The organism is Pseudomonas sp. MHK4 (assembly GCF_054600775.1).
This window is the reverse complement of the sequence record NZ_BAAIAK010000013.1, coordinates 39,686-63,836: the sequence shown is the minus strand read 5'-3', so window position 1 is coordinate 63,836 and position 24,151 is coordinate 39,686. Positions and strand designations below refer to the sequence as shown.

The following is a 24,151-nucleotide window of genomic DNA, read 5'->3' as shown; positions in this document are numbered from 1 at the left end:
CTGGCCTCATCGCGAGCAGGCTCGCTCCTACAGTGATTTGTGGTGTTGCGCACTTCTGTGACCGACACAAGTCCTGTGGGAGCGAGCTTGCTCGCGATGGGGCCAGCAAACATCACATCACTCCATCGAGCGCAACCGAGCCTCGATAAACCGCCGCTCCGGCGCCTGCTGCGTCAACTCCAGCGCACGCACATAGGCCTCCCGCGCCTGCTCCACCCTTCCCAACTGCCGACAGAACTCCGCCCGCGCCGAGTGCGCCAGGTGGTAATCGAGTAGATCGCCCCGCACCAGGATCGCCTCGACCAGGGTCAGCCCTGCCAACGGACCATCGCGCCTGGAGATCGCCGCCGCCCGGTTCAACTCGATCACCGGCGACGGCCACGCCCGCAGCAATACGTCATACAGCCCGACGATCTGCACCCAGTCGGTTTCCTCGATCGACGGCGCTTCGGCATGCACCGCGGCAATCGCCGCTTGCAGGCAATACGGGCCGAATCGTCGGGTGCCCAACGCCCGCTCCACCAGCGCACAGCCTTCGGCGATCATCTGCGCGTCCCACAACGTGCGGTCCTGGTCATCCAGCAGGATCAAGTCACCGTCCGCGCAGGTCCTCGCCAGGCGCCGGGACTCGTGCAACAACATCAGCGCCAGCAAGCCCATGACCTCTGGCTCCGGCAGCAACTCCAGTAACAGACGCCCCAAGCGAATCGCTTCGCGGGTCAGGTCTTCGCGGGTCACTTGCGCGCCGCCAGAGGCCGAATAACCTTCGTTGAACACCAGGTAAATCACCCGCAGCACGCTGTCCAGGCGCTCGGGCAGTTCCGCCAGGGACGGCACCAGGTAAGGGATTTTCGCGTCTCTGATTTTCGCCTTGGCGCGCACGATGCGCTGGGCGATGGTGGACGGTGCCGAGAGAAAGGCCCGGGCGATTTCTTCCGTGGTCAGGTCGCAGACTTCGCGTAGCGTCAACGGCACCTGGGCGTCCGCCGCCAGTGCCGGGTGACAACAGGTGAAGATCAGGCGCAGGCGATCGTCTTCCACGTCCTCGTCACTCCAGTCAGCCTGCTCCAGCGCCTCCAGCTGCGCCTGCAACAAGGGCCGCGAAGCATTGAATCGCGCACGCCGGCGCAGCACATCGATGGCCTTGAAGCGCCCGGTAGACACCAGCCAGGTGCGCGGATTGTCCGGCACGCCGTCCTGTTGCCAACGTTCGACCGCAACGAAAAACGCTTCGTGCAAGGCCTCCTCGGCCAGGTCGAAATCGCCGAGCAGGCGAATCAGGGTCGCCAGGATGCGTCGCGACTCCTGGCGATAAACCTGCTCGACCCTGGCCTGTACCGACAGCCCCGGCATCTTAAGGATTCAACTGTCGAACGGGGCGCACTTCGACACTGCCGACCCGCGCCGCCGGGATATTCCCGGCGACCTGCAGGGCTTCGTTGAGGTCCTTGGCATCGATCAGGTAGAAGCCGGCCAACTGCTCCTTGGTTTCGGCGAACGGGCCATCGGTGATCGACAACTTGCCGTTGCGCATGCGCACCGTGGTGGCGGTTTGCACCGACTCCAGCGCCTCGGCGGCGACCATCCGGCCGCTGCCCTGGATCGCCTCGGCATAGGCCATGCACTCCTCGTCCTTGGGGCTCTCCGGCAGCGAATGCAGCAGGCGCTCATCGCTGTAGACCAGGCATAAATACTTCATCGCGCTCTCCCGATTGAACGGATCAACTATGGTCGCAGATGGGCCGTTTCGCACGGCTTGCCGACGATCAGGGCTCCAGGTTGAACAAGGTCGTGCCGCTCATCATGTCGAACGGCGCCGACCAGTGTTCGTGGACGATGCGCCATTGCCCGGCCTCGCGCCGATAGCAGGCGGTCACGCGCATCCAGCAGGCCTGGGTCTCGCCCTTCTCGTTGGTGCCGCCGCAATGGGCCAGCCAATGGGCGAAGGCGATGTGCTCATCGGCGACGATGCTCATGTGGTCGAAGTCGAACTTGTGCTGGCCCTGGCACATTTCCATGCACTCCAGCCAATGCGCGCGGTAGGCCGCCTTGCCGCGAAATTGCAGGGCCTTGACGGCGTCGTAGGAGACGATGTCGTCGGCGTACAGGGCCATGATTCTGTCGACGTTTTTGGAGATGACGGCCTCACGATAGGTGGCGATCAGGGTCTGGATTTCGTGGGTAGCGCTCATGGTGGTTCTCCGTGGTTTTTGTTGGAAGACACCCTTAGTCGTCCGGCGATCCACCAGATCGACAGTCGAAATAAAAAATAATCCACGGGTGCAAACTCGCTAGAATCCGAGGCTCATTTCTATTGGAAAAAGGACACTCCAGTGACAGCCCGACTCGTGCCTTACGAAACCCTGAACGCGCTGCAGCGCCAGCAGGTGGAGGCCATCGAAGTACATCCGGACCAGATCAGGTTTTCCGGCGACATCCACGGTGCATTGCACACCCTGTTATCCAGGCCCGGTCCCGGCGTCAAAGGGTTTGCCCTGCTGGCCGATGCGGTGCCTGTTGCCTTTCTGCTGCTCAAACGTCCACCGGTGTTGCCCGCCTGGGCTGACGAACACAGCGCCACACTGCATGCGTTGCAGGTCGACCAGCGCGCCCAGGGCAAAGGTTATGGCAAGGCTTGCCTGCAAGCGCTACCGGAGGTTGCGCGCCTGGCGTGGCCGGAAATCCGCGGGCTGGAATTGTCGGTGGATGCCGACAACGACGCCGCCATTGCGTTGTATGCCAAATATGGTTTCGTCGACAGTGGCGAGGCGTACAGGGGTCGGATCGGCTACGAGCGGCGGATGGGCCTCGTGTTCTGACTGACACACATGTCCCCTGTAGGAGCGAGCTTGCTCGCGAAGGTCGTCAACGATAACGCGTGCATTCTGGAAAAACGCGGTGTGCCTGGGTTCTTCGCGAGCAAGCTCGCTCCTACACGGGATCTGCGTCGGGTTCAGAGATTGAGCACCATCTCATGCCACGCCATGCCGCCATGGTCCGACGCCGATGGCTTGACGTAGGCAAAACCAAGACCTGCATACAACGGAATATGCCGCTCCTTGCACATCAGGTTGATGCTGGTTTTGCCCATCGCGCGCATGCGCTCGATGAACTCGCCCATCAAGCGCTTCGCCAGGCCCTGCCCCTGATAATCCGGGTGCACCACCACCGACATGATCACCACGTGAGGACCTGCCGGGTCGTGCCCGATCAGCTCCTTGAATGCCTCGTCGGACATTTCCACCTGGAACGCCGCGCCGGAATTGATGAAACCGGCGACCACGCCGTCCACTTGCGCGACGATGAAACCCTCGGGCCAGGTGGCGATGCGGGTGGCGATTTTCTCCCGGGTCGCGGCTTCGTCGCCTTCATAGGCAAGGGTTTCGATGGCGTAGCAGCGGTCCAGGTCAGCAGGCGTGACATTACGAATGAGGGTGTTCATGACGGCTCGGAATCGGCGAGGGAAAGGCCGTGGATGATAAATCAGCCTCGGCACGACATCGAGAGACGAATCGGCTGACCCGTCTCTCGATGCACTTGTCACACCTTGATCGGCAGCCAGAGTTCCAGCGTGCCGGTATTGAGCTTGGGGTTGAAGTCTTCGCTGTAGCGTTCGAATTCAGGGGCGTTCAACAACTCGCGGCCGGACTGCGGCAGCCAGGTGCCATGGATGTACTGGAAGGTTTGCGGCAGGGTGTCCAGCGAACCTTTGTGTTCGAACACCACATATTGCTGCGGCTGGACCTCGACCCATCGGTAGGTATCCGGCAAATCATCGAGCTTGCTGATCTCGACGCCAGCAATGTAATCAAAGCCGCCCTTGCCGTCGAAATTGCAGCAGACGCCGTAGGTCACTTCGCCTTTTTGCCCCGGAACATTGCCGATGTGGGGAATGAATTTTTCCCATAGCTCGGGAATGCCTGTCACGGTTTGCTGGGTAAATTGTCCGCCAAGCCCTGCAATCAGCAGGAAGTGCCCGTGTTCGAAGCGTGGTTCCGTCACTTCGACGCGTGTTTGCTCGTCCATGACTCGACTCCTGGAAGGTAAAAGTGGGTTCGGCTGGGAGTATAGAAGCCAAACCCGATTCGCCCAGTTACAGGGCGTGCAACTGCTCGACGGCACCCGAACCGACAAACTCGTTGTAGCCCGATAGAATCACGTACACCGCGAAATAGCAGAAGATCGCTGCCGATGCCATGTAGGAATAACGCAACAGTTTGTCGCCGAGCAACTTGCCGCCGTGGCTCGCCGCGAAGCACAGGCCTGCGGACCACAGCAGCCCGGCGCAGAGGAATCCACCGAGAAACAAGGCCGAGCTGAGCGCTCCACCGCCGCCGGAACGGGCGATCAGCGTGCCGCCTACCGCGGCGAACCAGAGAATGGCACTGGGCGACGACATGGCGAGAAAAATCCCACGGAAAAATTCCTTGCGATGGGAGTTGTGGCCGACCTCGGCGGTTTCAGCCAACAGCGCCTCATGGTGGATCGCCGAGTAAATCATCTTCGCCGCGAAATACACCAGCAGCGCCGAACCGCCGATCCACAGCACCCAGCGTACGGTTTCATACTGCAGCAGCACGGTCATGCCGGCCAGCGCCAGCACCGCATAGACCAGGTCGCCGACACAGGTGCCCAACCCCAGGGCGAAGCCTTGGAAATAGCCGCGCTGCATGGCCAGGGTGATCATCGCGATATTGGCCACGCCAATGTCCAGGCACAGCGACAGGCTCAGCAAGAAGCCACTGGTAAATTCCATCGAACCCTATCCTTCGCCAAATTTTGTTTACGTTGAGGCTGGACAGTCTGCCACAGCTGCCCTTACATTCCGCCACAGGTCACCGCAGTGACCAGCGTCGCTCGGACGGTTCCGGGCGCTTACGTTATCCGAGGCAACAATGGCCGAACAAGGTTCGCCGCGCCGCTTTGCGCGCATAGATCGACTCCCCCCTTACGTTTTCAACATCACTGCCGAGCTGAAGATGGCCGCCCGTCGTCGTGGCGAAGACATCATCGACTTGAGCATGGGCAACCCCGACGGCGCCACGCCGCCGCACATCGTCGAAAAACTGGTCACCGTCGCCCAGCGCGAAGACACCCATGGCTACTCCACGTCCAAGGGCATTCCGCGCCTGCGCCGGGCCATTTCCAATTGGTACAAGCAACGCTACGAGGTCGACATCGACCCGGAAAGCGAAGCCATCGTCACCATCGGCTCCAAGGAAGGCCTGGCGCACCTGATGCTGGCCACCCTCGACCAGGGCGACACCGTGCTGGTGCCCAACCCGAGCTACCCGATCCACATCTACGGTGCCGTGATTGCCGGCGCCCAGGTGCGTTCGGTGCCGCTGGTGCCAGGCGTGGATTTCTTCGCTGAACTGGAGCGGGCCATTCGCGGCTCGATCCCGAAACCGAAGATGATGATCCTCGGCTTCCCGTCCAACCCCACCGCCCAGTGCGTGGAGCTGGATTTCTTCGAACGGGTGATCGCCCTCGCCAAGCAATACGACGTGCTGGTGGTGCATGACCTGGCCTACGCCGACATCGTCTACGACGGCTGGAAAGCCCCGTCGATCATGCAGGTGCCCGGCGCCAAGGACATTGCGGTGGAGTTTTTCACCCTGTCCAAGAGCTACAACATGGCGGGCTGGCGCATCGGTTTCATGGTCGGCAACCCGGAACTGGTCAACGCCCTGGCGCGGATCAAGAGCTACCACGACTACGGCACCTTCACCCCGCTGCAAGTAGCGGCGATTGCCGCGCTGGAAGGCGATCAGCAATGCGTGCTCGACATCGCCGAGCAGTACCGGCAGCGCCGCAACGTGCTGGTCAAAGGCTTGCATGAACTGGGCTGGATGGTGGAAAACCCGAAAGCATCGATGTACGTCTGGGCCAAGATTCCCGAGGCCTACGCGCACCTGGGCTCGCTGGAGTTCGCCAAGAAACTGCTGGCCGAGGCCAAGGTCTGCGTGTCGCCGGGTGTTGGTTTCGGTGAATACGGCGATGATCACGTGCGCTTCGCGCTGATCGAGAACCAGGACCGGATTCGCCAGGCGGTACGCGGGATTCGCGGGATGTTCCGGGCGGATGGGTTGGTCACCAAATCCAACGCCTGACCGAACCTGTAGGAGCCGGCTTGCTGGCGATCGCATCGACTCGGTTAGACGTTAAACCGAGTCGCCTGCATCGCCAGCAAGCCGGCTCCTACGGAGGTTTGTACCAGACATAAAAAAACCGCATCGCTGCGGTTTTTTTGTGCCTGTCGAATCGCTTAGACGAACAGCGACAACAACAGGATAAAGCCCAGGCCAACCACGGACAGGATGGTTTCCATCGCTGTCCAGGTCTTGAACGTCTCAGCCACGGTCATGTTGAAGTACTGCTTCACCAGCCAGAAACCAGCGTCATTCACGTGGGACAGGATCAGCGAACCGGCACCGGTCGCCAACACCAGTAGCTCACGGTTAACCCCCGGAATCATCCCCACCACCGGCACGACGATGCCCGCGCCGGTAATGGTTGCCACGGTCGCCGACCCGGTCGCGATGCGGATCACCGCCGCCACCAGCCAGGCCAGCAGGATCGGCGAGATCTGTGCATTGACCGCCATGTGGCCGATCACGTCACCCACACCGCTGGTCACCAGCATCTGCTTGAAGCCACCGCCGGCACCAATGATCAGGATGATCGCAGCGGTCGGCGCGAGGCTTGCATCCAGCCATTTCATCATCTGGCTGGAACCGATGCCCTGCTTGTAGCCGAAGGTGTACAGCGACAACAGCAATGCCAGCAGCAACGCCGAGATCGGGTGACCGATCAGGTCCATGAACGAACGGAACATGTTGCCATCCGGCAGCGCTACGTCGGCAAAGGTCTTGAGCAGCATCAGGAACACCGGCAGCAGCACGGTCACCAGGGTGATGCCGAAGCTTGGCAGTTCAGCCGAATCGGTTTCGCGGGCCAGTTGATCCACCAGCTCCTGGTTGGGGTGGCCAGGGATGTGCTTGGCAATGAAGGTACCGTAGATCGGACCGGCAATGATGGCCGTCGGCAGCGCAACGATCAGCCCGTACAGAATGGTTTTACCGATGTCGGCACCGAACACGCCGATGGCCAGCAGCGGACCCGGGTGCGGCGGCACCAGGCCGTGTACCGCGGACAGGCCGGCCAGCAGCGGGATACCGATCTTGATGATCGACACACCGGTGCGACGGGCAACGATGAACACCAGCGGAATCAGCAGCACGAAGCCGATTTCGAAGAACAGCGGGATGCCGACCAGGAAGGCCGCAAACATCATTGCCCACTGCACCTTGTCCTTGCCGAAAGCGCGGATCAGGGTCTGGGCGATCTGGTCTGCCCCGCCCGACTCGGCCATCATTTTGCCGAGCATGGTCCCCAGCGCCAGGATGATGCCGACAAAACCGAGCACGCCACCAAAGCCGTCCTGGAACGCCTTGATGATGGTACCGATCGGCATGCCGGAGGTCAGGCCGAGGAAGGCGGCGGCAATGATCAGGGCGAGGAAGGGGTGCAACTTGAACTTGGTGATCAGGACGATAAGCCCGATCACCGTAACCACTGCATCGAGCAGCAGGAACGTCTCGTGGGACATGCCAAACATTAGGGGTGTCTCCTGGTTGTTGTTGTTATTAAAGCGGGTTAATCAGAAGTCGCGAGGACAGCGCTGTCTTTGAAGGCACGTTCATACCGCCTGCTTCAGGCCGTTGGCCTGCCACCAGGTGTGGGCCTGAGCGGCCAATTCTTCAACGCTGTGGATCGAGGCATTGAGCGCCAGTGTCAGCGGCTCGCCCTTGGGAGACTCGAGGGTGGCGAACTGACTTTCGATCAAGGTGGCCGGCATGAAATGGCCCGGGCGATGGGAGACCCGTTCGGCGGCCACTTCCGGGGTCAACTCCAGGAACACGAAGCCCAGGCCAGGCAAGGCGCTGCGCAGGCGTTCGCGGTAGATGTGCTTGAGTGCCGAGCAGGTCAGCACCGGGCGCTGGCCCTGGGCATCGATGCGGCGCAGTTCATCGCACAGGCTGTCGAGCCAGCCGGTACGGTCTTCATCGTTCAGAGGGATACCCGCGCTCATCTTTTCGATATTGGCGGCAGGGTGGAAAGAGTCGCCTTCAATGGCAGTGGCGCCGCTCAATTGGCACAGGGCCTCGCTGACGCACGTCTTGCCGCAACCGGCAACGCCCATGATGACCAGGGCGGTGATGGGATGATTCATGTAACACCTCAGCGCGCAGACAGCGCTACCTTTGCCAGTTATGACACTAGACCAAAAGCAGAAGTTGCCGACGCCTTTCTTGTCATTTTGTGGGTTGCAGCATGTGTGTTCCCAACGCCAAAAAGCGAGGATCAGGCGAACCCCCGCTCACGCATTTGCAGCTGCATCGAGACAGCGCTACCTTAGTGCCTTGAATTTTGTTTGGCAAGCCGTCGATGACTCCAACTAAAAACGATAAAAATACCCGCACCACTGGCCGCCCTACTCTCAATGAAGTGGCACGCCTGGCCGGTGTTAGTCCCATTACCGCCTCCCGCGCCCTGCGCGGGGTCAGCACGGTGGCCACGGAACTCGTGGAAAAAGTCCAGAAAGCGGCGCTGGAACTCAACTACGTGGTCAATCCCGCAGCCCGCGCCCTGGCCTCGGCGCAGAGCCATTCGGTGGTGGTGCTAGTGCCGTCCCTGTCCAACCTGCTGTTCATCGACACTCTGGAAGCCATTCACCAGGTCTTGCGCCCCAAAGGCTTCGAAGTGCTCATCGGCAACTTCCACTACTCGCGCGACGAAGAAGAAAACCTGCTGCGCAACTATATGGCCTATCAGCCCCGCGGCTTGCTGCTGACCGGTTTCGACCGCACCGAAAGCTCGCGGCGGATGATCGAAGCCAGCAACATCCCGTGCGTGTACATGATGGAACTGGACAGCGCGGCCGGGCTCAATTGCGTCGGCTTCTCGCAACTGGCGGCCGGGGAAACGGCGGCCGAGCATTTGTTGTCACGCGGACGCAAGCGCCTGGCCTACATCGGCGCGCAGCTGGATCAACGCACCCTGCTGCGCGGTGAAGGTTTCCGCAAGGCCCTGAAAAAGGCCGGCCTGTATAACCCCGACCTGGAAGTGCTGACCCCGCGCTCCTCCTCTGTCGGCCTGGGCGGCGAACTGTTCCTGCAATTGCTGGCCAGTCACCCGCAGGTCGATGCGATCTTCTTCGGCAACGACGACCTGGCCCAGGGTGCCTTGCTCGAAGCCATGCGCTGCGGGATCAAGATCCCCGAACAGGTGGCGATCCTGGGTTTCAACGATTTACCGATGTCGGAACACATGGTCCCGCGCCTGAGCAGCATCAACACCCCGCGCGAAGCCATCGGTCGTCGTGCGGCGGAGCAGATGCTGACGCTGATGGCCGGTAATACCGTGGCCAAGCCGGTACAGGACATGGGGTTTGAGTTGAAGGTGCGCGAGAGTACCTGACGCAATCACTCGTCTCCTACACTTGGATATACACCTCTCGCTGGAGTAGCTCCATGGACCACACACTGAAGATTCTGGGAAAAGCCTCGTCGATCAACGTCAGAAAGGTCCTGTGGACCTGTGAGGAACTGGGGCTTTCCTACGAACGCGAGGATTGGGGCAGTGGTTTTGCCTCGACCCACAGCCCCGAGTTTCTCCGGTACAACCCCAACGCACAGGTGCCGGTGATCATCGATGAGGCCGGCGTGTTGTGGGAGTCCAACACCATCTGCCGCTACCTGAGCGCAAAACATCAACACCATCACACGGAGCTGCTTCCCAGCGAACCGGCCGCACGCGCCCGGGTGGAACAGTGGATGGATTGGCAGGCCACCGATCTCAATTCGTCCTGGAGCTATGCGTTCATGGCCCTGGTGCGCAAGGATCCGGAATTCCAGGAAGCCCATCGCATCGAAGTCGGCGTGCGCGGCTGGAACCAGAAAATGGCCATCCTCGAACATCAGCTCGCGGCCACCAAGGCGTATGTCGCCGGGGCAAAATTCACCGTGGCCGACATTGTCATCGGCCTTTCGGTTAACCGCTGGCTGATGACGCCCATGGAGCGTCCCGACTTGTCGGCCGTCGACGAGTATTTCAAACGCCTGGCGCAACACCCGGGCTTCCTCAAGCACTGCTGTAATGGCCTGCCTTGAGCGGTCGAGCGCTATAAAACAGCAAAATGTAACCATTCATTGCAATAACTTGGCGAATCTTGCTGTTCAAGCAACGGGATTCACAATCATTGATATCCGATAGCAGGCTAAGCTTCTCCATCATAAATACTGGACCAGCCCATGACTGCTCACACCCCTGCTGCACCAGCAGATGACATCGACCCACTGCGCGCCGCGCAGATTTCTGCCCGCATCGATCGCCTGCCCGCCGTCTCCACCCTCTGGCGCCTGGTGGCGCTGCTATCGATCGGTGGGTTCTTCGAGCTCTACGACCTGTTCCAGACCGCCTACATCAGCCCCGGCCTGATCAGCGACGGCATCTTCGCCACCGGCAACCAGGGTGTGTTCGGTATCTCCGATCAAGCCGCCTTCGCTTCGGCGACGTTTCTTGGCCTGTTCCTCGGCGCCAGCCTGTTGAGCCCTTTGGCCGACCGCTTCGGCCGACGCGCGATCTTCACCTTCGCGTTGATCTGGTACACCATCGCCACCGTATTGATGGGCGTCCAGAGCTCGGCGCTGGGTATCATCTGCATGCGCTTTCTGGTGGGCATCGGCTTGGGCATCGAACTGGTGACCATTGACGCCTACCTCTCGGAACTGGTGCCCAAGCGCATGCGCAGCTCGGCATTCGCCTTCGCTTTTTTTGTGCAATTCCTGTCGGTACCGGCGGTGGCGCTGATGTCTTGGTGGCTGGTACCCCAGGCACCGTTCGGTGTGTCGGGCTGGCGTTGGGTGGTATTGGCCAGTGCGGTGTTTGCATTGTTCATCTGGTGGCTGCGCTCACGCTTGCCGGAGTCGCCGCGCTGGCTGGCGCAGCATGGGCGGTTCGAGGAGGCCGACCAGATTCTCGCCCGCATCGAGGCACGCTGCGTGAAGGATCAGGGCAAACCGCTGGACGAGCCGGAACTGGCAGCGGTGGATATCCAGGGCAAGGGGCGTTTCGCCGATATCTGGCAGCCACCGTATCGCCGCCGGGCCTTGATGCTGATCGTGTTTCATGTGTTCCAGGCCATCGGCTTCTTCGGTTTCGGCAACTGGTTGCCCGCGTTGCTCAATGGCCAGGGTGTGAGCATCACGCATAGCTTGATGTATGCATTCATCATCACCCTTGCCTATCCGCTTGGGCCGTTACTGTTCGTGAAGTTTGCCAACCGTTTCGAGAACAAGTGGCAGATCGTCGGCTCGGCGCTGGGTGCCATGACCTTCGGCACATTGTTTGCCCTGCAAACCAGCGCGTTCGGTCTGATCTTCTGCGGGGTGATGATCACCTTCTGCAATGCCTGGTTGAGCTTCAGCTATCACTCGTACCAAAGCGAATTGTTCCCTACCAACATCCGCGCCCGGGCGGTAGGGTTCTGCTACTCGTTCAGCCGTTTGTCGACCGTCTTCAGCAGTTTGCTGATCGGTATTTTCCTCGAACACTTCGGTACCCCGGGTGTACTGGCATTCATCGTCAGCAGCATGTTGATCGTCATGCTGACCATCGGCGTGTATGGCCCGCGCACCCGCAACCTCGCACTGGAAAACATTGCCCATCGCTGAAGACCTTGCGGTCGACCTCTGCCGCCAAGCGGCAAGGTCTGACCGCAAACTCACTCAACCGAACGGGTAAAAATCATTTAATCCGTTGATCCAATTCGGCTTTCATCTCAAGGCACACTATTTGCTCAACGCACTGCACCGCCAATACCTACAAGGTCTGCCTATCATGTTGGTCAGTGCAAAATCAAACCTGGTAACGCCTCTCCCCAAACGCCCTGGTGAAGATCCGACCGCCGAAGCCGCCGCCGGCCTGCAAAGCGTCATGACCCAGGCCCTGCAAAACAACGAGCAGGCGCAAGCCAGCACGCAGGTCGAGGAATCCGCCACGCAACTGGCCACGCAACAGGTGAACGAAGCCACCCGGATCAGCGACAACGTCGATGAGGCGTTCGCCAAGACCCGCGTGGGCCTGCAAGTGACCCCCGCGCCACTGCCTGACGAGGTCAAGGACAGGATTGGCGATGGCTCGGCGACCGCCGAATTCAAGGACTACATGAGCAAGTCCCCGGAACAGCGCATGCGCGATGCGATCCTGCGGGAGATGGGGTTGACCCAGGAAGAGATCGATCAGATGCCGCCGGAGAAACAACAGGCCATCGGCGAGGAAATAGCCGAGCGCCTGCTGGACAAGGCGAAGCTGGCTCAAGTCGAGACAGACCAACGCAACGGGGAAATCACCTCTCAACCACTGTAGGAGCCGGCTTGCCGGCGAAGGCGGCCTTGAACCTTTTATTGATCTTTTGGACGCCTTCGCTGGCAAGCCAGCTCCTACAGGAGAGGTGTCGGTCAGTTCAACTGCAAAGTCGAGTTGAACTGGCTGATCGCATCCACCACATGTCGCGAGCCCTGCTGGATTTCCAGGATCACCTCCCCTGCCTCGTTCGCCAGTTCCACGCCCAGCCCGGTTCGACTCAGGCTCGACTGCATGCTCGACACCGCACTCAATGACAGGTCGTGGTTCTTGCGCACCACATCGACAATCTCCAGGGTGGCCTGGCTGGTGCGTGCGGCCAGGCTGCGCACTTCATCGGCGACCACGGCAAACCCTCGCCCGTGCTCGCCGGCGCGGGCCGCTTCGATGGCGGCGTTGAGCGCCAGCAAGTTGGTCTGATCGGCAATCCCGCGGATGGTCTGGACGATAGTGCCGATGATCTCGGATTGTTTGTTCACCGCATCGATGCTCAGCGCCGCCTGGTTCAGGTCCTTGGAAATGTCCTGGATGATCTGCACCGTCTGCTGCACCACCTCGGAGCCCTTGCGCGCGCAGGCGTCGTTTTGCACCGAGGTGCTGTGGGCCGAATCCGCGGCGGTTTGCAGGGTGGTCATCTGTTGGGTGATGTCGCTGGCAAACTTGACCACTTTGTATAGGCGGCCCTTGGCGTCGAACAACGGGTTGTAGGAGGCTTCGAGGAATATCGTCTGGCCCTGCTTGTTCTTGCGCTCGAAACGATGGGAGTGATACTCGCCGCGGTTCAGCGAGGCCCAGAAGTTCTTGTAGCCCTGGGATTCCGCTTCGGCGCGATGGCAGAACAGGCTGTGATGCTGACCGACGACCTCATTGAGCGAGTATTGCGTGGTTTTCAGGAAATTGTCGTTTGCCGTGATCACCCGGCCTTCGGGGGTGAACTCGATCACGGCCATGGAGCGGCCAATGGCGGCGAGCCTGCTTTGGTTTTCGTGTTCCTGGTTAACCCGGGCGGAAATGTCGGTGGCCACCTTGATCACGCTGCGCACCTGCCGGTCGGGACCCAACACCGGCATGTAGCTGGCTTCGAGCCAGATCTCCTTGCCGCTCTTGTTCAAGCGCAGGAAGGTACCGCTGATCGGCTCGCCCCGGGCGAGATCACGCCACAATTTGGCGTACTCTTCACTGCGGTAAAACGCTTCTTCACAGAATATCCGGTGATGTTTGCCACGCACTTCTTCGGCGCTGTAACCCATGGCCTTGCAAAAGTTCTCGTTGGCCTCGAGGACGATGCCATCAGGGGTGAATTCAATCATCGCCATTGACCGACTGACCGCCGCCAGCTTGGCGTTGGCTTCGGTCAGCGCGCAGCTGAAACGTTGGATTTCCAGCAGGTCAGCCTTGTGGTGCAGATTAAACATGGTCGTATCACCTATGCGCGTTTATGAAAGTTGCCGGTCTTTCAAATCCACCACTACGTTCAACAGAACAGGCACACACGTTCCTCCAAGGAGGAGGAACCCATCAGGTGATAATTGATGTTCGATCGGAGGGGTCGTTAACGCGCCGCTCTCATCAAGACATCCTTCTCTTGATAGCCCGGGATCGGGCCAGCCCTAACGTGCTCATAAGCGAACTCCATTTGCGGATAACGTCCTGCAAGTGTGTCGGTGCCTTGGGTTGCGCACTCTGGCAGCTTGGATCGATGGACCACACCCGCCCATAACGGTCGATAGGGTTAGTCAGGCGTCAGCATAGACATCGGCCTTGGGCTTGCAAGGCCACTAGTCGGCCAGTATTGAGGACAAAATCGGTTCAGCGAGCGAACGGTTTGTTCGGTCGCCTATTGCGCGAACAACATGAACATGGGGGCAAACGCGATGCTCACGACCTGGGCGTTGTGCTCGGTCAGTCGGCTCTGGGCATTGATCTCCGTCCAGGTGTCGATGATGCGCACATCTTCGGGAAGACTGAACGGACAGCAGCCCTTGCCCAGGATCACCTCCCTGATATTGCTCATCACCATATTACCCCTGGCGCCCGGCCCATCCACACCGAAGATCTTCACTGAGTGGGCCTTGTTGTTGTGCTGCCAGGAGGCGACCTGGGCGCTCATGCCGTAGTCGGACAAATTGACCGGCCGGCTTTTCGCAGTGCTGAGCAACGACAATTTCCTGCCTGCATAATCCGTAGCGCTCCAGAAACAGACGTAACCGTAATCACAGGTGCGATCTGACTGACCCGTGTCGCCGGGTACCGGGAAGGTCAGCACCACGGCAGCATTGTCGTAAGTCACCTGAGTAGCGCTGACTAGATGCCCGCCGGATTTACGAATGAGTTGTCGGTCGATTTGCTGTTGCACCTTGACTTTTTGCCCGGCCGTCATGGGCGGCTCAAACAATGCGTAGGGGCTGCGCTTGACGGTCGCCAGTTTCGCCGAAAAGAACAGCACGCCTATACCCAGGCAGAGTGCCACGAAGCCAACCAGCCATTTGCTGTTCATATAGAAACTCCGTTCGCCTGGAACGCTGAACACATTCAGCGTGAGCAGGAATTCAGAGTCCCTTCGGCACAATTGATTGTCTACTGTCAGAAATAACAGGCTCGACGGATGGAGCCATCAGGAGAGTTCTAGAAATAACCCCGCGCCCCGCTTGCGCGGGCCCCTCCTGCTCACTAACGTAGCGCCTTTATTGCGCGCCGCCGCCTCTACCCCGCAGGAGCTTTGCCATGGCCTCGCCAGCCCTTTCACATTTTCTACCCCGGTTCGGCGTTGCCGCAGCAGTGGCGGGTGTTTTAAGCCTGACCGGTTGTCAGAGCTTCAATGCCCAGGACACCCTCCCGCCCGCCTCTGGCGTACAGCCACTCAAAGGGCTGGCGCAGAACGTTTCGGTGCGGCGCAATGCCATGGGCATGCCGTTGATCGAAAGCAACAGTTTTCACGATGCACTGTTCGCCCTCGGCTATGTGCACGCCAGTGACCGCATTACACAGATGGTCACCCTGCGCCTGCTCGCCCAGGGGCGATTGGCCGAAATGCAGGGCTCGGACGTGCTGGACGCTGACCGCTATATGCGCGCGATCAACCTGAAGAAAAGCGCCGGCGAGTTGTACAAGGCCTCTTCACCGCGCCTCAAGCGCTTCTTCGAAGTCTATGCCCGCGGGGTCAACGCCTATCTGTTCCGCTACCGCGACAAGCTGCCTGCCGACCTCGTCGCCTCCGGGTACAAACCCGAGTACTGGCAGCCGGAAGATTCGGCGCTGATTTTCTGCCTGTTCAACTTCAGCCAGTCTGCCAACCTGCCCGAGGAAATTGCCTCGCTGGTGCTGGCCCAGACCGTCACCACCGACAAATTGCCCTGGCTGACCCCTTCGGCTCCGGATGAAAAACTGCCGTTGGGCGAAAGTGAAAAGCTGCAAGGCATCAAGCTCAACGGGCAGGTACCGGGGCTGGCTGACATCAGCAAGGCTACCGGCCAGCTGTCCGAGCTGAATCTGCTGGGCGCCACTTCATCGAACAACTGGGCGATTGCCCCGCAACGCAGCCGCAGCGGTAAAAGCCTGCTGGCCAGCGACAGCCATGGCCCGATGGGGGTGCCGTCGCTGTTCAGCTACGTGCAGATCCGCGCACCGAAGTATCAGGCTTCCGGGGTGAGCATCGCCGGCTTGCCGATGATACTGGGCGGGTTCAACGGCAAAGTGGCCTGGAGCATGACGACCGTCATGGGCGATAACCAGGACCTGTTCCTGGAGAAAATCAAACGCCAGGGTAATGGCTTGACCTACGAAACCGCTGGCAAGTGGCAGCCGGCGATCGTGCGCAACGAGACCTACTTTGTCAAAGGCCAGCGGCCGATTCGCGAAGCAGTGTTCGAAACCCGCCACGGCCCTCTGCTCAACAGTGCCCAGGGCCTGGCCCAAGGCAGCGGTTTCGGCCTGGCCTTGCAAACGCCGAGTTTTACCGACGACAAGAGCCTGGACGCCTTCTTTGACCTGTCCCGTGCGCAGAACGTCGAGAAAGCCTCGGACGCCAGCCGCGAGATTCGCGCCATTGCTTTGAACCTGGTGTTTGCCGATGCCAGCAACATTGGCTGGCAGGTCACCGGTCGCTATCCGAACCGCCGCGAAGGCGAAGGCCTGCTGCCTTCGCCAGGCTGGGAGGGGCGTTACGATTGGGACGGTTACGCCGACCCGATGCTGCACCCCTACGACCAGGACCCGGCCCAGGGCTGGCTCGGCACCGCCAACCAGCGGGTCATTCCCCATGGCTATGGCATGCAGCTGTCCAATTCCTGGTCGGCACCGGAACGTGGCGAACGCTTGGCCGAGCTTGCCAGCGTGGGCAAACATGACACCCGTAGCCTGATCGCCATGCAGTACGACCAGACGACTACCTTCGCCGCCAAACTGAAGAAAATGTTCGAGGCACCGGGGATGTCACAGCCGCTCAAGCAGGCCATCGAGGCCTTGCCCGTGGCGGATCGTGGCAAGGCACGCGAGGCCTTGACCCGCTTGATGGCATTTGACGGCAAACTCAGCCCGACCTCCGCCGACGCGGCGATCTACGAGTTGTTCCTGCAGGAAAGCACCCGGCAGATTTTCCTCGACGAATTGGGCCCGCAAGGCAGCCCGGCGTGGCAGGCCTTCATCGCCAATGGCTCGTTGTCCTACGCGGCGCAGGCCGATCACTTGCTGGGGCGTGAAGACAGTCCGTTCTGGGATGACGTGCACACCTCGCAGAAAGAAGACAAACCGGCGATCCTCGCCCGCAGCCTGGCAGCCGCAATTACCGCAGGCGACAGCCAGTTGGGCGGCGATCACAAAGCCTGGCAGTGGGGCAAACTGCACCGCTATGAGTGGAAGAACGCCAGTGGCCAGACCGTGCGCGGGCCTCAGCCGGCCGGCGGCGACCAGACGACCCTCAACACGGCCGCGTTCGCCGTGGGCCAGGACTTCAACACCACGCGGGTCCCGGCCATGCGCCTGATCGTCGACTTCGGCCAGCCCGAACCGTTGATGGGCCAGATCGCCACCGGCCAGTCCGGCAACCCGGCCAGCCCGAACTACCTCAACGGCATCGAGCCGTGGCTGAAGGGGCAGTACCAGAGCCTGCCGATGCAGCCAGGGAATTTTGACAAGGTATATGGGAACAAGCGGTTGACCCTGACACCTGGAAAATAAACACGTTTCCTGTAGGAGCAAGCTTGCTCGCGATTGCGGTTTGTCAGTCACCATCAATGGTGGCTGGCACGGCCTCATCGCGAGCAAGCTTGCTCCTACAGCAGTGTGTCGTTCAGCCATTAAATCCCGATAGAACTTCTCCCCCCGCGCCAGCCTCCTAGCTAACAAGCCCCTCCACCTGGATAACAACGTGGACCTTGTCATCGCGCGCCCCGAAGGCCTGTACTGCCCTGCCGGCGATTTCTACATCGACCCGTGGCGGCCGGTCGAACGTTCGGTCATCACCCACGCCCATGGCGACCATGCCCGTACCGGCAACCAGCATTACCTGGCGGCGGCGCCCGGTGAAGGGATTCTGCGCACGCGATTGGGCCAGGACATCGACCTGCAAACCCTGGCGTATGGCGAGCGACTGCTGCATCACGGCGTTACCCTGAGTTTCCACCCCGCCGGCCACGTCCTCGGCTCGGCCCAGGTGCGCCTGGAATACGGCGGGGAAGTCTGGGTCGCATCAGGCGACTACAAGATCGAACCCGATGGCACCTGCGCTGCTTTCGAGCCGGTGCGCTGCCACACCTTCATCACCGAGTCGACCTTCGGCCTGCCGATCTACCGCTGGCAGCCCCAGGCGCAGGTGTTTGCCGAGATCAACCAGTGGTGGCAAGCCAACGCCGCGCAAGACAAAACCAGCGTGCTGTTCTGCTATTCCTTCGGCAAGGCCCAGCGCATTCTCCACGGCATCGATGCCAGCCTCGGGCCCATCCTGGCCCATGGCGCGGTCGAGCCGCTGAACCGCGTCTATCGTGAGGCCGGGATAGACCTGCCACCGACGCTCTACGCCGGGGACTTCCAGAAAAGTGATCCAGTGCTGCGCAAAGCGCTGGTCATCGCCCCACCTTCCGCCGGTGGCAGCACCTGGATGCGCCGCTTCGGCGACTTCAGCGATGGCTTCGCCAGCGGCTGGATGCGCTTGCGCGGAGCCCGTCGGCGACGCGGTGTGGATCGCGGTTTCGTACTGTCCGATCACGCTGACTGGCCCGGATTGCTCTGGGCCATCGAACAGACGGGTGCGGAGCGAGTGATGGTCACCCACGGTTCTGTCGCGGTACTGGTGCGCCACTTGCGTGAACAAGGCCTCGATGCCCAGGGCTTCAGTACCGAGTACGGGGACGATGAGGAGGCGTCGACCGCCGAAGCCATCGAGGCGTCGCCATGAAGGCGTTTGCCCAGTTGTACGCCGAGCTCGACGCCACGACGTCGAGCAACGCCAAGCTGGCGGCAATGCAAGATTACTTTGCCCGAGCTACACCGGAAGATTGCGCGTGGGCCGTGTACTTTCTGTCCGGAGGGCGCCCCAGGCAGTTGGTGCCGGTGCGCGTGCTGCGGGAGTTGGCAGTGGCGTACTCCGGGCTTTCACCCTGGCTGTTCGAAGAAAGCTACCAGGCGGTGGGCGATCTGGCGGAAACCATTTCCCTGGTGCTACCCGAGATGCCCTACCGCTCCAACGACGGCCTGGCGGTGTGGATCGAAGAAAAACTGCTGCCATTGCGTGGCGAATCCCCGCAGGTGCTTGCCGAACGCCTGCCCATGCTCTGGTCGCAACTGGACCGTCCAAGCCTGATGTTGTGCATCAAATTGATCACCGGCAGCTTTCGCGTCGGCGTTTCCAAATTGCTGGTGACCCGGGCACTGGCCGCACTGGCCCAACTGGACAGCAAGCGCGTGGCCCAGCGCATGGTGGGCTACACCGACCTCTCCAACCGGCCGAGTGCCGCCAGCTATTTGAAGTTGATCGCCGCGCAATCGCCCGACGAACATGCGCAACGCGGCGGTCAGCCGTATCCGTTTTTCCTCGCCCATGCCCTGGCGCAACCGGTCGAACAATTCGAAGTGCTGCTCGGTGCCGCCGACCAGTGGCAGGTGGAATGGAAGTGGGACGGCATCCGGGCGCAGATCGTCAAACGAGATGGGCGCCTGTGGATCTGGTCGCGGGGTGAAGAGTTGGTCACCGAGCGCTTTCCGGAATTCGACAGCCTGATCCACTGCCTGCCCGACGGCACGGTGATCGATGGGGAAATCGTCGCCTGGAAAGCCACCCGATCGGCGACCGAAGATGCCTTCGACCCAGCTCCGGACGCCCCAGCCGTGCAACCGTTCGCCCTGTTGCAGCAGCGGATCGGCCGTAAAAACCTCACCCGCAAGATTCTCAATGACGTGCCGGTAGTCATCCTCGCCTACGACTTGCTGGAATGGGAAGGTGCGGACTGGCGCAACCAGCCGCAAGGCAGGCGGCGCAGTCAGCTGGAGCAGGTGATCGCCCAGGCCAACAATCCTCTGCTGCTCGCCTCGCCCCTGTTGACCGGAGCAGACTGGTTCGACCTTGCCCGGCAGCGGGAAGAATCGCGCAGGCTCGGGGTCGAAGGCATGATGCTCAAGGCGCGGGATGCGCTCTACGGCGTCGGTCGCACCAAAGACATGGGGGTCTGGTGGAAATGGAAAGTCGACCCGTTCAGTGTCGACGCGGTGCTGATTTATGCGCAGCGCGGTCATGGCCGCCGGGCCAGTCTCTACAGCGATTACACCTTCGCCGTCTGGGATGCGCCACCGGACGCCAGCGAGCGCGCGCTGGTGCCTTTTGCCAAGGCCTATTCGGGGTTGACCGATGAGCAGATGCGCCAGGTCGACAGCATCGTGCGCAGAACCACGGTGGAAAAATTCGGCCCAGTGATCAGCGTCAAGCCGAGCCTGGTGTTTGAGCTGGGTTTCGAAGGCATTGCCTTGTCCAAGCGCCACAAGAGCGGGATTGCCGTGCGGTTTCCGCGGATGCTGCGCTGGCGCCAGGACAAGACGGTCGAGGAGGCTGATCATCTGGGGACATTGCAGGATTTGCTTGGCTGAACCCCATCCCTTGCGAGCGCCGCGCCGAACCAGAAAAGTGCGGGCTTTTCACGACGCCCATTTTCGTGCACTAATCGCCTCCTGCAATTTCCCGAAAAACCTTTTAAACGCTTGTTCGGCACTATGGTTCGGAAATTGCTACTTTCATCAGGGCTTACGCTTACCAGTAACAATAATTCTGCGCCACAAGCGCTCATATTGGTTCTTAGGGATTGAATAATGAAAAAAGCATTGCTGACCCTTTCTGCACTGGCGTTGTGCGTGGCAGCCGGTTCCGCGCTGGCAAAGGAATACAAGGAATTGCGTTTTGGTGTTGACCCTTCCTACGCACCGTTCGAGTCCAAAGCGGCCGACGGCAGCCTGGTAGGCTTCGACATCGACCTGGGGAACGCGATCTGCGCCGAGCTGAAGGTCAAATGCAAATGGGTCGAAAGCGATTTCGACGGCATGATTCCTGGCCTCAAGGCCAATAAATTCGACGGAGTCATCTCTTCGATGACCGTCACGCCAGCCCGTGAGAAAGTCATCGACTTCTCCAGCGAGCTGTTCTCCGGTCCGACCGCCTACGTGTCCAAGAAAGGTTCCGGCGTGACGGCAGACGTCGCTTCGCTCAAGGGCAAGACCGTCGGCTACGAACAAGGCACCATCCAGGAAGCCTACGCCAAGGCCGTTCTGGACAAGGCAGGGGTGAAAACCCAGGCCTATCAGAACCAGGACCAGGTGTATTCGGACCTGACTTCCGGTCGTCTCGACGCCGGTATCCAGGACATGCTGCAAGCCGAACTGGGCTTCCTGAAGTCGCCAAATGGCGCCGACTACGAAATCAGCAAGCCGGTCGACAGCGAGCTGTTGCCAGCCAAAACGGCGGTCGGTATTAAGAAAGGTAACACCGAGCTGAAAGCCCTTTTGGATAAAGGTATCAAAGCGTTACACGATGATGGCACCTACGCCACCATTCAGAAGAAACACTTTGGCGATCTGAACCTGTACAGCGGCAAGTAATGCCCGGCGCCCATCTCGCGATGGGCGCTTTTTTCATCCGATCAGGTTGCTGATTTATGTTCGAAAACCTCCTACAAAACCTGGGGCTCTCCGCCTTCAGCTTGAAGGGCTTTGGCCCGCTGCTGATGGAAGGCACCTGGATGACCATCAAATTATCGGCGATGTCGCTGCTGGTGGCCGTATTGCTCGGTCTGCTGGGCGCCAGTGCCAAGCTGTCAAAAGTCAAATTGCTGCGCCTGCTTGCCCAGTGCTACACCACGCTGATTCGCGGGGTGCCGGACCTGGTGCTGATGCTACTGATCTTCTACAGCCTGCAAACCTGGCTGACGTCGCTCACCGACTACATGGAATGGGAATACATCGAGATCAACCCGTTCAGCGCAGGCGTACTGACCCTGGGCTTCATTTACGGTGCGTACTTCACCGAAACCTTCCGCGGCGCCATACTCGCGGTGCCACGCGGCCAGGTCGAAGCGGCCACCGCCTACGGGCTCAAGCGCGGCCAGCGCTTCCGCATCGTGGTGTTCCCGCAAATGATGCGCTATGCCCTGCCGGGTATCGGCAACAACTGGATGGTCATGCTCAAGGCCACTGCACTGGTGTCGATCATCGGCCTCGCCGACCTGGTCAAGGCCGCCCAGGATGCGGGTAAAAGCAGCTATCAACTGTTCTACTTCCTGGTACTCGCCGCCCTGATCTACCTGGTGATCACCAGTGTTTCCAACTTCATTCTGCGCTGGCTCGAACGTCGCTACGCCGCCGGTACCCGGGAGGCCGTACGATGATCGAACTCTTGCAGGAATACTGGAAACCCTTCCTCTACAGCGATGGCACCAACATCACTGGCCTGGCCATGACCATGTGGTTGCTCAGTGCGTCGATCTTCATCGGTTTCCTCGTCTCGATCCCGCTGTCGATCGCCCGGGTTTCACCGCACGCCTACATTCGCTGGCCGGTGCAGTTCTACACCTACCTGTTCCGCGGCACGCCTTTGTATATCCAGCTGCTGATCTGCTACACCGGGATCTACAGCCTGGCCGCCGTGCGCGCGCAACCGTTGCTCGACAGTTTCTTCCGCGATGCGATGAACTGCACCATCCTGGCATTCGCCCTGAACACCTGCGCCTACACCACGGAGATTTTCGCCGGGGCGATCCGCAGCATGGCCCATGGTGAAGTCGAAGCCGCCAAGGCCTACGGCCTGACAGGCTGGAAACTGTATGCCTACGTGATCATGCCTTCGGCCCTGCGTCGCTCGCTGCCTTACTACAGCAACGAAGTGATCCTGATGCTGCACTCGACCACCGTGGCGTTCACCGCGACCATCCCGGACATCCTGAAAGTCGCCCGGGACGCCAACTCGGCGACCTTCCTGACCTTCCAGTCGTTCGGCATCGCCGCGCTGATCTACCTGACCGTCACCTTTGCGCTGGTCGGCCTGTTCCGCCTCGCCGAACGCCGCTGGCTGGCCTTCCTCGGGCCGACCCACTAGGACCCGCTTCGGGATACAAGAAAAATGCGCCACCAGATACATGACTTGCTGGCCCCCTTGCCGGGGACCGCACGACAGATCCACAGTTTTCACTTCGGCCCACAACCGGCCAAGGGCAAGATCTACATCCAGTCGTCCCTGCATGCCGATGAAATGCCCGGCATGCTGGTGGCCTGGCACCTCAAGCAACGCCTGGCGGAACTGGAAGCCGCCGGCCGGCTGCGCAGCGAAATCGTCCTGGTGCCCGTAGCCAACCCGGCCGGCCTGGAACAGGTGCTGATGGATGTACCGCTGGGCCGCTATGAGCTCGAAAGCGGGCAGAACTTCAACCGCTGGTTCGTCGATTTGAGCGAAGAGGTCGGCAACGCGATCGAAGGCCAGCTCGGCGACGATCCGCAGCGCAACCTCGAACTGATCCGCGACAGCCTGCGCCATGCCCTGGCGCGCCAGACCGCCAGCACCCAGTTGCAATCCCAGCGCCTGGCCCTGCAACGGCTGGCCTGCGACGCCGACATGGTGCTGGACCTGCATTGCGATTTCGAGGCGGTCGCCCATCTGTACACAACTCCCGAGGCCTGGCCGCAGGTCGAGCCGCTGGCCCGCTACATCGGTGCGCAGGCCAGTCTGCTGGCGACAGATTCCGGCGGCCAGTCGTTCGATGAGTGCTTCACCCTGCTCTGGTGGCAGTTGAAAGAGCGCTTCGGCGAACACTTCGACATTCCCCATGGCAGTTTTTCGGTCACCGTCGAACTGCGCGGCCAGGGCGACGTCAGCCACCCAATGGCCAGCCTCGACAGCCAGGCGCTGATCGATTACCTGATTCAATTCGGCGCGATTGCCGGTGAAGCGGCGCCATTGCCCGACCTGCCCTACCCGGCCACTCCCCTGGCCGGCGTGGAACCTGTGGCGACGCCAGTCGGCGGCTTGCTGGTGTTCAGTGCGCTGCCGGGGCAATACCTGGAAGCCGGGCAACTGATCGCCGAAATCATTGACCCGATCAGCGATCGCGTCACGCCTGTCCATTGCACCGCCGCCGGCTTGATGTACGCTCGCTCGCTGCGCCGCATGGCCACGGCGGGCATGGTGATCGCCCACGTCGCGGGCACCGAAGCCTATCGCAGCGGCTACCTACTTTCGCCTTGAGGATGCATGCTC

The 24,151-nt window shown here is 60.8% G+C and carries 22 protein-coding genes and 2 pseudogenes; 13 read left to right on the top strand and 11 right to left on the bottom strand.

The window, feature by feature from the left end; genetic code table 11:
* Nucleotides 1-117: 117 nt before the first annotated feature.
* The 3 genes from ACYP2Q_RS25925 to ACYP2Q_RS25915 form a co-directional block, all read right to left on the bottom strand.
* Complete coding sequence (locus ACYP2Q_RS25925) at nt 118-1,353, bottom strand: RNA polymerase sigma factor (protein ID WP_459733082.1); 1,236 nt, start codon at nt 1,351-1,353, stop codon at nt 118-120.
* Between the two features lies 1 nt (nt 1,354).
* Complete coding sequence (locus ACYP2Q_RS25920; RefSeq protein ID WP_323627414.1) at nt 1,355-1,699, bottom strand: YciI family protein; 345 nt, start codon at nt 1,697-1,699, stop codon at nt 1,355-1,357.
* Nucleotides 1,700-1,766: 67 nt separating this feature from the next.
* Nucleotides 1,767-2,192, bottom strand: a complete 426-nt coding sequence (locus tag ACYP2Q_RS25915) for a YybH family protein (protein WP_459733081.1) — start codon at nt 2,190-2,192, stop codon at nt 1,767-1,769.
* A 141-nt stretch (nt 2,193-2,333) separates the two neighbouring features.
* On the opposite strand from ACYP2Q_RS25915, the gene ACYP2Q_RS25910 reads away from it, so the two are divergent.
* Nucleotides 2,334-2,819 carry a GNAT family N-acetyltransferase gene (locus ACYP2Q_RS25910; RefSeq protein ID WP_459733080.1) on the top strand — a complete coding sequence of 162 codons (486 nt, stop codon included), beginning with the start codon at nt 2,334-2,336 and terminating at the stop codon, nt 2,817-2,819.
* Nucleotides 2,820-2,953: 134 nt separating this feature from the next.
* Here the strand turns inward: ACYP2Q_RS25910 and ACYP2Q_RS25905 are convergent, their stop codons facing one another.
* From ACYP2Q_RS25905 to ACYP2Q_RS25895, 3 genes are all read right to left on the bottom strand, one after another.
* On the bottom strand, nt 2,954-3,442 hold the full coding sequence (locus tag ACYP2Q_RS25905; RefSeq protein WP_459733079.1) for a GNAT family N-acetyltransferase: 489 nt from the start codon (nt 3,440-3,442) through the stop codon (nt 2,954-2,956).
* Nucleotides 3,443-3,540: 98 nt separating this feature from the next.
* Entirely contained in the window at nt 3,541-4,026 is a 486-nt protein-coding gene (locus ACYP2Q_RS25900) for a GyrI-like domain-containing protein (protein WP_459733078.1), read from the bottom strand.
* A gap of 67 nt (nt 4,027-4,093) precedes the next feature.
* A complete protein-coding gene (locus tag ACYP2Q_RS25895) occupies nt 4,094-4,756 on the bottom strand; it encodes a LysE family translocator (RefSeq protein WP_459733077.1) in 663 nt (220 codons plus the stop codon).
* A 139-nt stretch (nt 4,757-4,895) separates the two neighbouring features.
* Between ACYP2Q_RS25895 and alaC the strand changes: the two genes are divergently transcribed.
* The gene (alaC, locus tag ACYP2Q_RS25890; RefSeq protein WP_274073346.1) at nt 4,896-6,113 is read left to right on the top strand and encodes an alanine transaminase; all 1,218 of its coding nucleotides are present in this window, start codon (nt 4,896-4,898) and stop codon (nt 6,111-6,113) included.
* Between the two features lie 155 nt (nt 6,114-6,268).
* Here the strand turns inward: alaC and ACYP2Q_RS25885 are convergent, their stop codons facing one another.
* Both ACYP2Q_RS25885 and ACYP2Q_RS25880 read right to left on the bottom strand, forming a co-directional pair.
* Nucleotides 6,269-7,621 carry a GntP family permease gene (locus ACYP2Q_RS25885; protein ID WP_459733076.1) on the bottom strand — a complete coding sequence of 451 codons (1,353 nt, stop codon included), beginning with the start codon at nt 7,619-7,621 and terminating at the stop codon, nt 6,269-6,271.
* An 81-nt stretch (nt 7,622-7,702) separates the two neighbouring features.
* Nucleotides 7,703-8,236, bottom strand: a complete 534-nt coding sequence (locus ACYP2Q_RS25880; RefSeq protein WP_459733075.1) for a gluconokinase — start codon at nt 8,234-8,236, stop codon at nt 7,703-7,705.
* 215 nt (nt 8,237-8,451) lie between these two features.
* Between ACYP2Q_RS25880 and gntR the strand changes: the two genes are divergently transcribed.
* The 4 genes from gntR to ACYP2Q_RS25860 all read left to right on the top strand — a co-directional run bounded on the left by gntR (nt 8,452) and on the right by ACYP2Q_RS25860 (nt 12,432).
* Nucleotides 8,452-9,483, top strand: a complete 1,032-nt coding sequence (gntR, locus tag ACYP2Q_RS25875) for an HTH-type transcriptional regulator GntR (protein ID WP_459733074.1) — start codon at nt 8,452-8,454, stop codon at nt 9,481-9,483.
* Nucleotides 9,484-9,536: 53 nt separating this feature from the next.
* The gene (locus ACYP2Q_RS25870) at nt 9,537-10,175 is read left to right on the top strand and encodes a glutathione S-transferase family protein (protein ID WP_459733073.1); all 639 of its coding nucleotides are present in this window, start codon (nt 9,537-9,539) and stop codon (nt 10,173-10,175) included.
* Nucleotides 10,176-10,316: 141 nt separating this feature from the next.
* Nucleotides 10,317-11,738, top strand: a complete 1,422-nt coding sequence (locus tag ACYP2Q_RS25865) for an MFS transporter (protein ID WP_459733072.1) — start codon at nt 10,317-10,319, stop codon at nt 11,736-11,738.
* A 166-nt stretch (nt 11,739-11,904) separates the two neighbouring features.
* Complete coding sequence (locus tag ACYP2Q_RS25860) at nt 11,905-12,432, top strand: hypothetical protein (RefSeq protein WP_459733071.1); 528 nt, start codon at nt 11,905-11,907, stop codon at nt 12,430-12,432.
* Between the two features lie 92 nt (nt 12,433-12,524).
* Here ACYP2Q_RS25860 and ACYP2Q_RS25855 read toward each other — a convergent pair.
* From ACYP2Q_RS25855 to ACYP2Q_RS25845, 3 genes and pseudogenes are all read right to left on the bottom strand, one after another.
* Nucleotides 12,525-12,941 (bottom strand): annotated as a pseudogene (locus tag ACYP2Q_RS25855) (methyl-accepting chemotaxis protein); the annotation flags it as partial.
* Nucleotides 12,942-13,070: 129 nt separating this feature from the next.
* A pseudogene (locus ACYP2Q_RS25850) lies at nt 13,071-13,739 on the bottom strand (PAS domain-containing protein); the annotation flags it as partial.
* Nucleotides 13,740-14,266: 527 nt separating this feature from the next.
* A complete protein-coding gene (locus ACYP2Q_RS25845; protein WP_459733070.1) occupies nt 14,267-14,926 on the bottom strand; it encodes a peptidase inhibitor family I36 protein in 660 nt (219 codons plus the stop codon).
* Nucleotides 14,927-15,153: 227 nt separating this feature from the next.
* On the opposite strand from ACYP2Q_RS25845, the gene ACYP2Q_RS25840 reads away from it, so the two are divergent.
* The 7 genes from ACYP2Q_RS25840 to ACYP2Q_RS25810 all read left to right on the top strand — a co-directional run bounded on the left by ACYP2Q_RS25840 (nt 15,154) and on the right by ACYP2Q_RS25810 (nt 24,139).
* Nucleotides 15,154-17,604 (top strand): penicillin acylase family protein, encoded by a 2,451-nt coding sequence (locus tag ACYP2Q_RS25840; RefSeq protein WP_459733069.1) that lies wholly within the window; start codon nt 15,154-15,156, stop codon nt 17,602-17,604.
* Between the two features lie 190 nt (nt 17,605-17,794).
* The gene (locus ACYP2Q_RS25835; protein WP_459733068.1) at nt 17,795-18,820 is read left to right on the top strand and encodes a ligase-associated DNA damage response exonuclease; all 1,026 of its coding nucleotides are present in this window, start codon (nt 17,795-17,797) and stop codon (nt 18,818-18,820) included.
* Nucleotides 18,817-20,502: an ATP-dependent DNA ligase gene (locus ACYP2Q_RS25830; RefSeq protein ID WP_459733067.1), complete on the top strand. Its 1,686-nt coding sequence runs from the start codon at nt 18,817-18,819 to the stop codon at nt 20,500-20,502. The genes ACYP2Q_RS25835 and ACYP2Q_RS25830 overlap by 4 nt, the downstream gene beginning before the upstream one ends.
* Nucleotides 20,503-20,721: 219 nt before the next feature.
* Nucleotides 20,722-21,504, top strand: a complete 783-nt coding sequence (locus tag ACYP2Q_RS25825) for a transporter substrate-binding domain-containing protein (RefSeq protein ID WP_431761355.1) — start codon at nt 20,722-20,724, stop codon at nt 21,502-21,504.
* A 56-nt stretch (nt 21,505-21,560) separates the two neighbouring features.
* Nucleotides 21,561-22,289, top strand: a complete 729-nt coding sequence (locus ACYP2Q_RS25820) for an ABC transporter permease (RefSeq protein ID WP_008060712.1) — start codon at nt 21,561-21,563, stop codon at nt 22,287-22,289.
* On the top strand, nt 22,286-22,996 hold the full coding sequence (locus tag ACYP2Q_RS25815) for an ABC transporter permease (protein ID WP_459733066.1): 711 nt from the start codon (nt 22,286-22,288) through the stop codon (nt 22,994-22,996). The genes ACYP2Q_RS25820 and ACYP2Q_RS25815 overlap by 4 nt, the downstream gene beginning before the upstream one ends.
* Nucleotides 22,997-23,020: 24 nt before the next feature.
* Entirely contained in the window at nt 23,021-24,139 is a 1,119-nt protein-coding gene (locus ACYP2Q_RS25810) for a succinylglutamate desuccinylase/aspartoacylase family protein (protein ID WP_459733065.1), read from the top strand.
* The last annotated feature ends 12 nt before the right edge of the window (nt 24,140-24,151 follow it).

What these genes read in the sequence shown, in the direction of transcription:
- ACYP2Q_RS25895 (WP_459733077.1), bottom strand. Translation starts at nt 4,756, where the DNA reads ATGGAATTTACCAGTGGCTTCTTGCTGAGCCTGTCGCTGTGCCTGGAC.
- ACYP2Q_RS25830 (WP_459733067.1), top strand. Translation starts at nt 18,817, where the DNA reads ATGAAGGCGTTTGCCCAGTTGTACGCCGAGCTCGACGCCACGACGTCG.
- ACYP2Q_RS25845 (WP_459733070.1), bottom strand. Translation starts at nt 14,926, where the DNA reads ATGAACAGCAAATGGCTGGTTGGCTTCGTGGCACTCTGCCTGGGTATA.
- ACYP2Q_RS25905 (WP_459733079.1), bottom strand. Translation starts at nt 3,442, where the DNA reads ATGAACACCCTCATTCGTAATGTCACGCCTGCTGACCTGGACCGCTGC.
- ACYP2Q_RS25860 (WP_459733071.1), top strand. Translation starts at nt 11,905, where the DNA reads ATGTTGGTCAGTGCAAAATCAAACCTGGTAACGCCTCTCCCCAAACGC.
- gntR (WP_459733074.1), top strand. Translation starts at nt 8,452, where the DNA reads ATGACTCCAACTAAAAACGATAAAAATACCCGCACCACTGGCCGCCCT.
- ACYP2Q_RS25870 (WP_459733073.1), top strand. Translation starts at nt 9,537, where the DNA reads ATGGACCACACACTGAAGATTCTGGGAAAAGCCTCGTCGATCAACGTC.
- alaC (WP_274073346.1), top strand. Translation starts at nt 4,896, where the DNA reads ATGGCCGAACAAGGTTCGCCGCGCCGCTTTGCGCGCATAGATCGACTC.
- ACYP2Q_RS25825 (WP_431761355.1), top strand. Translation starts at nt 20,722, where the DNA reads ATGAAAAAAGCATTGCTGACCCTTTCTGCACTGGCGTTGTGCGTGGCA.
- ACYP2Q_RS25900 (WP_459733078.1), bottom strand. Translation starts at nt 4,026, where the DNA reads ATGGACGAGCAAACACGCGTCGAAGTGACGGAACCACGCTTCGAACAC.
- ACYP2Q_RS25885 (WP_459733076.1), bottom strand. Translation starts at nt 7,621, where the DNA reads ATGTTTGGCATGTCCCACGAGACGTTCCTGCTGCTCGATGCAGTGGTT.
- ACYP2Q_RS25915 (WP_459733081.1), bottom strand. Translation starts at nt 2,192, where the DNA reads ATGAGCGCTACCCACGAAATCCAGACCCTGATCGCCACCTATCGTGAG.
- ACYP2Q_RS25920 (WP_323627414.1), bottom strand. Translation starts at nt 1,699, where the DNA reads ATGAAGTATTTATGCCTGGTCTACAGCGATGAGCGCCTGCTGCATTCG.
- ACYP2Q_RS25865 (WP_459733072.1), top strand. Translation starts at nt 10,317, where the DNA reads ATGACTGCTCACACCCCTGCTGCACCAGCAGATGACATCGACCCACTG.
- ACYP2Q_RS25810 (WP_459733065.1), top strand. Translation starts at nt 23,021, where the DNA reads ATGCGCCACCAGATACATGACTTGCTGGCCCCCTTGCCGGGGACCGCA.
- ACYP2Q_RS25840 (WP_459733069.1), top strand. Translation starts at nt 15,154, where the DNA reads ATGGCCTCGCCAGCCCTTTCACATTTTCTACCCCGGTTCGGCGTTGCC.
- ACYP2Q_RS25815 (WP_459733066.1), top strand. Translation starts at nt 22,286, where the DNA reads ATGATCGAACTCTTGCAGGAATACTGGAAACCCTTCCTCTACAGCGAT.
- ACYP2Q_RS25880 (WP_459733075.1), bottom strand. Translation starts at nt 8,236, where the DNA reads ATGAATCATCCCATCACCGCCCTGGTCATCATGGGCGTTGCCGGTTGC.
- ACYP2Q_RS25820 (WP_008060712.1), top strand. Translation starts at nt 21,561, where the DNA reads ATGTTCGAAAACCTCCTACAAAACCTGGGGCTCTCCGCCTTCAGCTTG.
- ACYP2Q_RS25925 (WP_459733082.1), bottom strand. Translation starts at nt 1,353, where the DNA reads ATGCCGGGGCTGTCGGTACAGGCCAGGGTCGAGCAGGTTTATCGCCAG.